Origin of the sequence: Enterococcus sp. RTP21361st1_A6_RTP21361_211029 (genome assembly GCF_040910045.1) — a bacterium.
In the GTDB taxonomy this organism is placed as follows: domain Bacteria; phylum Bacillota; class Bacilli; order Lactobacillales; family Enterococcaceae; genus Enterococcus_D; species Enterococcus_D gallinarum.
This window is the reverse complement of record NZ_JBDGBK010000111.1, coordinates 1-8963: the sequence shown is the minus strand read 5'-3', so window position 1 is coordinate 8963 and position 8963 is coordinate 1. Positions and strand designations below refer to the sequence as shown.

Annotated in this window: 9 protein-coding genes; 5 read left to right on the top strand and 4 right to left on the bottom strand. The window is 43.2% G+C overall.

All coding sequences use genetic code 11. The features are described 5' to 3' along the window. Window positions 1-135: 135 nt before the first annotated feature. Genes dapD through dapA form a run of 3 tightly spaced genes read right to left on the bottom strand, consistent with a single transcriptional unit; the run spans window position 136 to window position 2511 of the window. Window positions 136-849, bottom strand: coding sequence for a 2,3,4,5-tetrahydropyridine-2,6-dicarboxylate N-acetyltransferase (gene dapD / locus AB5Z52_RS14810; RefSeq protein WP_003128763.1), 714 nt, complete (start codon window positions 847-849; stop codon window positions 136-138). Between the two features lie 12 nt (window positions 850-861). After that, a complete protein-coding gene (gene dapB, locus AB5Z52_RS14805) occupies window positions 862-1617 on the bottom strand; it encodes a 4-hydroxy-tetrahydrodipicolinate reductase (RefSeq protein ID WP_003128764.1) in 756 nt (251 codons plus the stop codon). Window positions 1618-1629: 12 nt separating this feature from the next. Continuing rightward, a complete protein-coding gene (gene dapA / locus AB5Z52_RS14800; protein WP_021149191.1) occupies window positions 1630-2511 on the bottom strand; it encodes a 4-hydroxy-tetrahydrodipicolinate synthase in 882 nt (293 codons plus the stop codon). A 187-nt stretch (window positions 2512-2698) separates the two neighbouring features. On the opposite strand from dapA, the gene AB5Z52_RS14795 reads away from it, so the two are divergent. The 5 genes from AB5Z52_RS14795 (at window position 2699) to AB5Z52_RS14775 (ending at window position 7432) form a co-directional block, all read left to right on the top strand. Then, window positions 2699-3895, top strand: a complete 1197-nt coding sequence (locus tag AB5Z52_RS14795; RefSeq protein ID WP_005472632.1) for a M20 family metallopeptidase — start codon at window positions 2699-2701, stop codon at window positions 3893-3895. Continuing rightward, the gene (lysA, locus tag AB5Z52_RS14790; protein ID WP_003128767.1) at window positions 3879-5183 is read left to right on the top strand and encodes a diaminopimelate decarboxylase; all 1305 of its coding nucleotides are present in this window, start codon (window positions 3879-3881) and stop codon (window positions 5181-5183) included. Before AB5Z52_RS14795 ends, lysA begins: the two co-directional genes overlap by 17 nt. 18 nt (window positions 5184-5201) lie before the next feature. Next, complete coding sequence (dapF, locus tag AB5Z52_RS14785; protein ID WP_288551827.1) at window positions 5202-6032, top strand: diaminopimelate epimerase; 831 nt, start codon at window positions 5202-5204, stop codon at window positions 6030-6032. Between the two features lie 271 nt (window positions 6033-6303). Next, window positions 6304-6630 (top strand): zinc ribbon domain-containing protein YjdM, encoded by a 327-nt coding sequence (locus tag AB5Z52_RS14780; RefSeq protein ID WP_005472630.1) that lies wholly within the window; start codon window positions 6304-6306, stop codon window positions 6628-6630. 85 nt (window positions 6631-6715) lie between these two features. Beyond that, window positions 6716-7432, top strand: a complete 717-nt coding sequence (locus AB5Z52_RS14775; RefSeq protein ID WP_003128772.1) for a zinc metallopeptidase — start codon at window positions 6716-6718, stop codon at window positions 7430-7432. 93 nt (window positions 7433-7525) lie between these two features. On the opposite strand, the gene AB5Z52_RS14770 is transcribed toward AB5Z52_RS14775, so the two are convergent. After that, entirely contained in the window at window positions 7526-8821 is a 1296-nt protein-coding gene (locus AB5Z52_RS14770; protein WP_002296623.1) for an ISL3 family transposase, read from the bottom strand. Window positions 8822-8963 lie beyond the last annotated feature (142 nt).

Genomic DNA, 8963 nt, shown 5'->3' with positions numbered 1-8963 from the left:
TGTTTTTTAATACCTAAAATAAAAATGGGGCTGAAGAATCAATTCTGATTCATCAGTCCCATAAATTATAGAGCCAATAAAAAAAGCGTATGACTCGCGGGTCATACGCTTTTTTGCAAGTTGCAACAGGCGAGATCAGCCCCGCAAGTCGTCAAGAAACTCGGTTTTACTAGCCGTCTTTTCATCTTTCATCTTGATGACTTTAGCCGGGGAACCAGCAACTACAGCCCCTGCCGGTACATCTTCTGTTACTACAGATCCAGCAGCAACCACAGCACCTTCACCGACACGAACACCTTCAAGGACTACGGCATTGGCGCCGATCAACACATGATCTTCGATAATCACTGGGCTAGCTGAAGGTGGCTCTAAGACACCAGCTAAAACAGCCCCAGCTCCGATATGGGCTTTTTTACCGACAGTAGCCCGGGCGCCTAAAATCGCCCCCATATCGATCATTGTTTCTTCGCCGACAACGGCACCAATATTGATGACCGCTCCCATCATGATGACCGCATTCTTCTCAATGATTGCTTGATCACGAATGAAAGCCCCTGGTTCGATCCGAGCATCGACTGTTGTTAAGTCCAACAGAGGGATCGCAGAATTCCGACGGTCATTTTCTAAATAGAAATCAGTGATTTTATCTTGATTGGCCGTTAGAAAATCAGCTACTTCTTGACTGTCTCCAACAATAAAGTAAAAGGAGCCAGCCCCAAAAATTTTCAGTGTCTCGGAAGAACAGGTAGATAGATCACCATTCAAATAGACTTTGACTGGGGTCTGCTTATTGGCTTCTTTGATGTATTTGGCTAATTGATAAGGATCAGAAAATTGTAATTCAGTCATACGTTACCACCTTTACTTGTCAAGTAGATTTTCCATGTCATATAGTCCAGCAGGTTGTTGTGCAAGATATTCGGCAGCCTTCAACGCACCATTGGCAAAAATATCCCGTGATAATGCGGTATGTTTCAGCTCAATGATCTCGTCTGCTCCTGCATAGATCACCGTGTGTTCGCCCGGGATCGTGCCACCGCGAACAGCGTGAATACCTAATTGTTTTCGATCATTGGTCAGATCGTTGCCAGAACGGCCATAAAGATATTCTTTTGGTTCTTGACAACTTTCATTGATGCTGTCTGCCAGTAACAATGCAGTTCCGCTTGGCGCATCGATTTTTTGATTGTGATGTTTTTCAATGATTTCAATATCGAAATCTGCTTCCAAAGGTGGGGTGATCGCTTTTAGGGCTTTGATCAATACATTGATCCCCACGGACATATTCGCAGAATAAAAAACAGGAATCTTTTGAGCAGCGGCGACCATTTTTTCTTGGGTTGCTTGACTTAAACCAGTCGTAGCCACAACGATGGGCAGTTGGTTGGCAACACAGAAGTCAAGGAGGCCTGCTACATTGCTATGATGTGAAAAATCGATCACCAAATCAACAGGTTCTTTGACTGCTTCTGGTGCAGAATAGATTGGAAAGTCGCCAGTTGCTTCCGTGTGACGGTCTAATCCAGCACTGATCACAAATTCAGCATGTCCAGCAATCATGTGCTGCAAAACTTTTCCCATTCGACCATTGGCACCGCTCAATAAAATATGTCTCACTTGATTGCCTCCTTATAAAAGCCCATAAGCGGACATTTCTTTTTTTAGACGGTTGATTGTTTCTTTCTCAGGCGGTCCTAATGGCAACCGATAGTGCAAGTCAGACTTTCCTAATAAGGAAACTGCCGCTTTGATGGGCACTGGATTGACTTCACTAAAAATCGCATCGATCAAAGGTTTTTGTCGTAACTGCTCCTGAATCGCTGCTTGAATATTTCCAGAAAGAAAATCTGCCACCAAAGTCGCTGTTTGTTTAGGGGCAATATTACCGATCGTCGAAATCACACCAGAACCGCCTAATGCTAAGATTGGTGTGACTTGATCATCATTGCCGGAATAGAGAGAAAATTCATCATCCACTAGTTGCGCGATAGACGCAATTTGTGAGATATCTCCACTGGCCTCTTTGATTCCTTTGACATTCGGAATCTCTTTTAATTCAGCAACCATGTCGTAAGTCAAGTTCATTCCTGTTCTTGATGCGACCGAATATAAGATGACAGGCAGTTCAACGCTTTGACAAATTGCCTTGTAATGAGTAACCAAACTCTTTTTTGTTGCTTTGTTGTAATAAGGGGTTACAACCAATAATGCGTCGGCACCGACACGCTCTGCTTCTTGGGAAAGATGGATCCCATGTTGCGTATTGTTTGAACCAGTGCCACCGATCACAGGAATGCGGCCCGCAGCCTGCTTGACAACCGCCTCGATAACAGCAATGTGTTCTTCATCGTTCAATGTTGAGGCTTCACCGGTCGTTCCACAAGCGATCAATGCATCGCTACCTTGCTGGATATGCCACTCAACCAGTGACTTCAACTTGTCGAAATCCACCGAACCATCATGAAACATCGGGGTGATCAATGCAACGCCAGAACCTTTAAAAATCGTCAAACTACTCCACATCCTTTCAACCTTTTTATTCTTTCTCTAATTGTACTAAAAATCAAAAAATTTTGATTATTTATACTATAGATTATTCGAATTATATACTATAATATTATCCAATATCAATGAAAATGTGGATATCCATACATTTTCAGCCGATATTGCTGATCAAATGAAAGAAAGGTGCCCACGAATGCAATTATCTCAAGCAGTAATGAAATTAACCGAAGACGTGGTTCGTTTTCGACGGGAACTACATAAGATTCCCGAGTTAGGATTAGAAGAATTCAAAACGAAGGAATATTTGCTTAAACAGTTGCAGTCTTTCGGGATCAAAGAAATTTATCCGGTTCTGGATACCGGATTGATCGCTGTTTTTCGCAGTGAAAAACCAGGGAAGACGTTAGCATTCCGCACGGATATCGATGCATTGCCTATCAAGGAAGAAACGAATGCTCCTTTTGCCTCGCAACATCTCGGCAAAATGCATGCTTGTGGACATGATGGACATATGGCGACGCTTTTAGGTTTTGCAAAGTACTTATCCGATTACCCGGAAGCTGTTCGCGGGACCATTGTGTTGATTTTTCAGCCAGCAGAAGAAGGCCCTGGTGGTGCGCAGCTAATGATTGATGAAGGAATCTTAACCGATTTTGCGATTGATCAGATTATCGGTCTGCATGTTTTTCCAGACTATCCTGAAGGTGTGATTGCTTGCCGCAAGGGACCAATGATGGCTCGAAATGGCGAGATCACGATTCGAGTCCTGGGAGAAAGTGCTCACGGGGCCCAACCTCATCAAGGCAGCGATGCGATCTTAGCGGCAGCTGCGGTCATTCAAGGTCTCCATGCAATCGTTTCTCGCAACATTAGTCCATTGTCTTCGGCCGTCATTACATTCGGCAAGATTCGCGGAGGAGATGCAGAAAATATTATTCCCGGAGAAGTCGTGTTGAACGGAACGATGCGGGCTTTTGAAGATGGGGTCTATGAAACATTGACGCAACGAGTAAAATTGGCGGCTGAAGAGATTGCTAAAGGGTATGGCTGTTCAGCAGAAGTTTCTTTCGAACACTTGTATCGGGTGGTAGACAATGATCCAGACATGGTAGATGCTGTTCGGGATGTTGCTGGCGACAGTTATATCGAGACACCGCCGTACATGTTAGCGGAAGATTTCTCCATGTACCAAAAAGAGATCCCTGGTGTCTTTTTCTTTGTCGGGACTCGGGATGAAGAAAAAGGGTATACCTATCCGCTGCACAGCAGCAAGATGAATTTTGATGAGAAAGTCTTATTAGGAGGCATTGAGTGCTACCTGCGATTGATTGAAAGATTGAATCAGAGTCAGGTACTAAGAGAGGAGCGCAGTAATGATCAAAGAGATTAAAGACAATCACCTGTTTTGGGATGGATGCGATACAGTGGCATTAGCAAAAGAATTTGGCACACCCTTGTACGTTTTTTCGGTGACCGAGATTCGCACTCAATGTCGTGCTATTCGCGAGGAATTTCTGTCTCGCTATGAAAACACCCGAGCTGCCTATGCTTCGAAAGCCTTCAATACACTAGCCATGCTGCGGTTGATTGATGAGGAAGGCCTGTCTTTGGATGTTGTTAGTGGCGGTGAACTATACACAGCCATCCAAGCAGGATTTCCAGCGGAACAAATCGAATTCAATGGCAACAATAAATCTATTGATGAATTGGCATTAGCGATCGATTATGGTGTAGGTCGGATCATTGTCGATGGCAGTCAGGAGATCGGTTTGATTCGAGCGCTATGTCAAGAGAAACAGCGGAAAGCAAAAGTGATGTTCCGAATCACACCAGAAGTGAATGTCCAGACCCATGCGTTTATTTCAACTGGACAGAAAGATTCGAAATTTGGGATCCCATTGGATGAAGAGATTTTATTTCCTTTGATTGAAGAAGTGATTGACGCACCGGAAATCGATTTTTATGGGTTGCATTTCCACATCGGAAGTCAATTGTCTGACAATCATTCCCATATTGCTGCGACAGAGGCTGCGCTAGCATTAGTTCTAGAAATCCATCATCGATTTGACTATACTGTTAAAGAGTTGAATGTTGGCGGCGGATTTGGTGTCCGCTATACGGAAAAGGATATTCGTCAACCCTATTCTTACTTTTTGGACCCGGTGATGGCGACGATTGAAACGTTTTGCCAAGCGCATCAGCTCCAACGTCCGACTGTGGTGATCGAGCCTGGGCGTAGTATTGTAGCGGAAGCAGGTATCAGTCTGCATACTATTGGTACGATCAAGACATTGCCACAGATTCGAACCTATGCCAGTATTGATGGCGGCATGACAGATAACATTCGTCCCGGTCTTTATCAAGCTGAATATACGGGGATTCTAGCCAATCGGGCAGCAGAAGCTGCCACAGAGACAGTTACGATTTCTGGCAAGGCTTGTGAAAGCACGGATATCTTAGTCAAAGATCTGCAATTACCCAAAGTAGAGACGGGAGATCTTTTTGCGACTTTTGCGACGGGAGCATATGGTTATTCAATGGCTAGCAATTACAATAAACTTGCGATTCCAGCGGTAGTTTTTGTTGAAAAGGGGCACGCGGAATTGGTGGTTGAACGTCAGACTTTCCAGCAGTTGATTCAAAATGAACGTATCCCTTCGTTTTTGATGAAAGAATAAAAAAAAGCAGGTGAAATCATGGAAATCGTTTATACCAAGATGCAAGGTGCCGGAAATGATTTTATTGTGATCGACAATCGTCGCTATAATTTTTCTTCGAAACAGTTGGCTAAGTTAGCGGCTCAAGGTTGTCAGCGGAAATTTTCAATCGGCGCAGATGCGTTGATGGCTGTCGATCATCCCGAAGGAACGGGAGATTTCCGCATGCGTTTTTATAATGCGGATGGTACGGAAGCGGAAATGTGTGGCAATGGTGCACGCTGTATCGCTCGCTATGCTTATGAAAATAAGGTTGCTTCAGAAGCAATGGTGATCGAGACCGTTGCAGGACCTGTTCCTGCTTGGCGATTGGATCGGCAACAGTACAAAGTGACGTTAAATCCCCCCACCGTTGCGAAGTTTGACCAACCTTTCGCTGACAGAGAGGTTCCTGTCGTTGATTATATCGAGTTAGGTGATCCAGGAATCCCTCATGCGGTGGTGAAGTATCCCGGTCTGCAAGAAACATCCCTCGATGCATTGACAGATTTAGCACAACGGATTCGCTATTGGTCAGCATTTCCTAAAGGCGCCAATGTGAATTTCTACGATGCCGATTCAGCTGGGGAGCTCGTTGTCCGCACCTATGAACGGGGAGTCGAGGGCTTTACGTATGCTTGTGGGACCGGCTCTGGGGCAACTGCTTATGCGGTGGCGCGACGCCGGGAACAAACGCAAGCCAATCTTGTGCTGCATGTTTTAGGCGGAGAGCTGCGAGTCGAAGTTGCATCAGAGGAGCTCCAACTGATTGGGGATGCGATTTTTGTTTCTGAAGGGCGTATTTTAGACGAAAATCTATTTTTAGACTGAGGGTGGTCTTGCGACGGAATTATCCTGTTCATAGAATCATTTAGGCGACAGTTCTTATGGAAGCCTTATTCTTAGAAGCCATCTTTAGCTAGAACTGAGAAGATCATCAAATGCAATCGATAGAACTTAGTTTGTTCTATCGATTGCATTTTTTTGTGCAGGATATTGCAGGATAGTCAGAAATTTTGTATGCTACAGTTATATTTATTTTTTCACGATCGTGCTCGATCGTTGAATAAACACAGAATACATCACTATGAGGAGTAAGAATATGTCTCAAATTCCAAATTGTCCAGTTTGTCAATCCGCCTATGCATATGAGGATCGCGGCTTGTTTGTCTGCCCTGAATGTGGCAATGAATGGCAGGAAACAGAAGAAACTGCTGCTGTCGTCAAAGATGCCAACGGAAATGTTCTTCAGGATGGCGATGCCGTGACGGTCATCAAAGATTTGAAAGTCAAAGGTGCTTCTGGTGCCATCAAACAAGGAACCAAAGTCAAAAACATTCGTCTGGTAGAAGGGGATCACAATATCGACTGTAAAGTCGATGGTTTCGGTGCCATGAAATTGAAGGCAGAATTTGTAAAAAAACTTTAAAAACAGAATCTTCCATACCTCTTCATAATATTTTCATCCATTTAATGGTAAAATAAGGTCAAAGACGAAAGGGAGGGATTTCATCGTGTATGGAATCGGTGGATACGGTTTTGGTTGGTTTTATGATCCAACATTCATTTTAGTCATTATCGGGATGGTGATCTCGATGGCGGCTTCAGCATACGTTAAAAGCACGTTTAGCAAATACGATAAAATAAGCAGTAGAAACAATATCACCGGGACCAAGGCGGCTCAGTATATTTTGGAAAGCCAAGGCATCAACAATGTCGGCGTCCAAGCTATCGCAGGAGATTTGACTGATAATTATAATTCCGGCAACAAGATGCTAAGTCTATCTCAAGCAACTGCACAATCAACTTCTGTGGCAGCAATCGGAGTGGCAGCCCATGAATGCGGGCATGCTGTGCAAGATGCTAAAGGGTATCTCCCATTGCGTATCCGGCATGCGATCGTCCCAGTAGCTAATATTGGTTCCGCGGTGTCGATCCCGTTGATTTTGATCGGGGTTCTTTTGAGAGGGTCCTTCCTAATCAATCTGGGGATATTAGCATTCTCGTTAGCATTTATTTTCCAATTGGTGACGTTGCCAGTCGAATTTGATGCTTCAAGACGAGCGTTACGGATTTTAGCCGATGGCGGTCTCTTAACGGAAGAAGAAGTACCGCAGGCCCGTAAAGTATTGTTTGCTGCAGCCTTGACTTATGTGGCAGCTGCAGTTGCGACATTGCTGCAATTACTACGTTTGATTATTTTATTCGGCAATAACAATCGCCGCGACTAATGAAAAGAGGCTCTTTGTCAAATGATGTTGGTAAAGAGAAATCTTAGAATAATTTGGACAGAACAGAAAGAAGAAAACCTCTTTCTGTTCTGTTTATTTGGTTAAAAATGTTTTGCCATGACGAATCATAATTCGTAGTTTGAAATTGTAAAAGTTGCGAAAGCCGTACGCATTGCGTTTTAATACTTTGATGTGGTTGTTTAAGCATTCCAATGGTCCGTTTGAATAGCTGTAGTGAAGCGCATTTTGGATCTGTGGCAGAAACTTTTTAAACGTTCGTAAAGTGGTTGTATAGGTTTCTGGCAGACCGCTAATGTCTCTAGTTAAACAATCCTCAAATAGTGACTGATCTCTTTTCTTTACCGCATAAAGAATGTCTTGGTATAACTGATAGCCTTGGCGTAAGTTGGGACAAGCAGCTAACAGTCGATCGGCAATCTCACTTTCAGTCAAATAATCTTTAAAACTGGCACGCCAAACCCGTTTTTCATAGTTTAACTTTGCTTCTTCTTTTTGTAGGAGTTTCCAATAGCGCTTCAATTTTTTCCCTAACCCTCGTTGAGAGTGGGAATTTCCTTTAAGTCGTACCGTGGTTTCTTTCACTCGATGATTCAAGAAAGTTCTGCCAATATGTTGGACGATGTGGAAACGATCGATGATCAACTGAGCATTCGGGAAAAGCTTTTTCACCAACGAAACATAAGGCGCATACATATCAATAACAATCAATTGAACGGCTTCACGAGTCGCTAATGAAAACCGAGAAAAATAGCGTTCTAAATAAGGCAAGCGTCGATTTTCGACAATATCCAATAATGCATGGCTTTGTCCGTCCATCATGATAAAACTCATTGCACTGGCAACACTTCGAACCGATTTGAATTCATCAAAGCATAAGACCTTTGGCAAAGTCTGTTTGAAAGGATTCAATGGGCGGTAGAATCGCTTCATGACACGATAGACCGAAGAAGTGGAAATATTTTTCTGACGAGCGATTTCCGTCATGGAAGTATTCTCTTTTAAGCGAGCAATGACAGACCAACGAACTTTTTGACTAATGAAACAGTGTTTTTCAGCAACAGAGGTATCCGCTACGAATGTTCTTTGGCAAGACTTACATTTAAATCGTTGTTTCTTCAGCTCCAGATAAGTGCGATACTCAGACACATCATTCAGTAACAACCGAACGGTTGTCGTCCCCCAACGAATGATCCTAGAGGGGACGACACAAAGACAATGGGAACACTCTTCTGGCTTGTACAGAAGAGTTCCTTTGTAAATCAAGCAAATTTGCCCTTTGTATTTTTCTTTAGTTAAACAATTTTCCTCGAAATAGATATTTAGGTCTAGAATATTTAGGGTATCTTTGATAAGCTGAGTATGAGACATCTTGAATCCTCCTATGAATTGGTAGCCAAATTAATTCTAAAGGATTTCAGGGTGTCTTTTCTATATTTTTATATGAAAATAAACCAAAAAATGGCAAAAAAAGTCTCTCTTCGTTTATAATAAGGGTGAAGAAATTTTTTTT

Bases quoted from the DNA above. Each gene is read 5' to 3' on its own strand.
- dapD (WP_003128763.1), bottom strand. From the start codon at position 849: ATGACTGAATTACAATTTTCTGATCCTTATCAATTAGCCAAATACATC.
- AB5Z52_RS14795 (WP_005472632.1), top strand. From the start codon at position 2,699: ATGCAATTATCTCAAGCAGTAATGAAATTAACCGAAGACGTGGTTCGT.
- lysA (WP_003128767.1), top strand. From the start codon at position 3,879: ATGATCAAAGAGATTAAAGACAATCACCTGTTTTGGGATGGATGCGAT.
- dapF (WP_288551827.1), top strand. From the start codon at position 5,202: ATGGAAATCGTTTATACCAAGATGCAAGGTGCCGGAAATGATTTTATT.
- AB5Z52_RS14780 (WP_005472630.1), top strand. From the start codon at position 6,304: ATGTCTCAAATTCCAAATTGTCCAGTTTGTCAATCCGCCTATGCATAT.
- AB5Z52_RS14770 (WP_002296623.1), bottom strand. From the start codon at position 8,821: ATGTCTCATACTCAGCTTATCAAAGATACCCTAAATATTCTAGACCTA.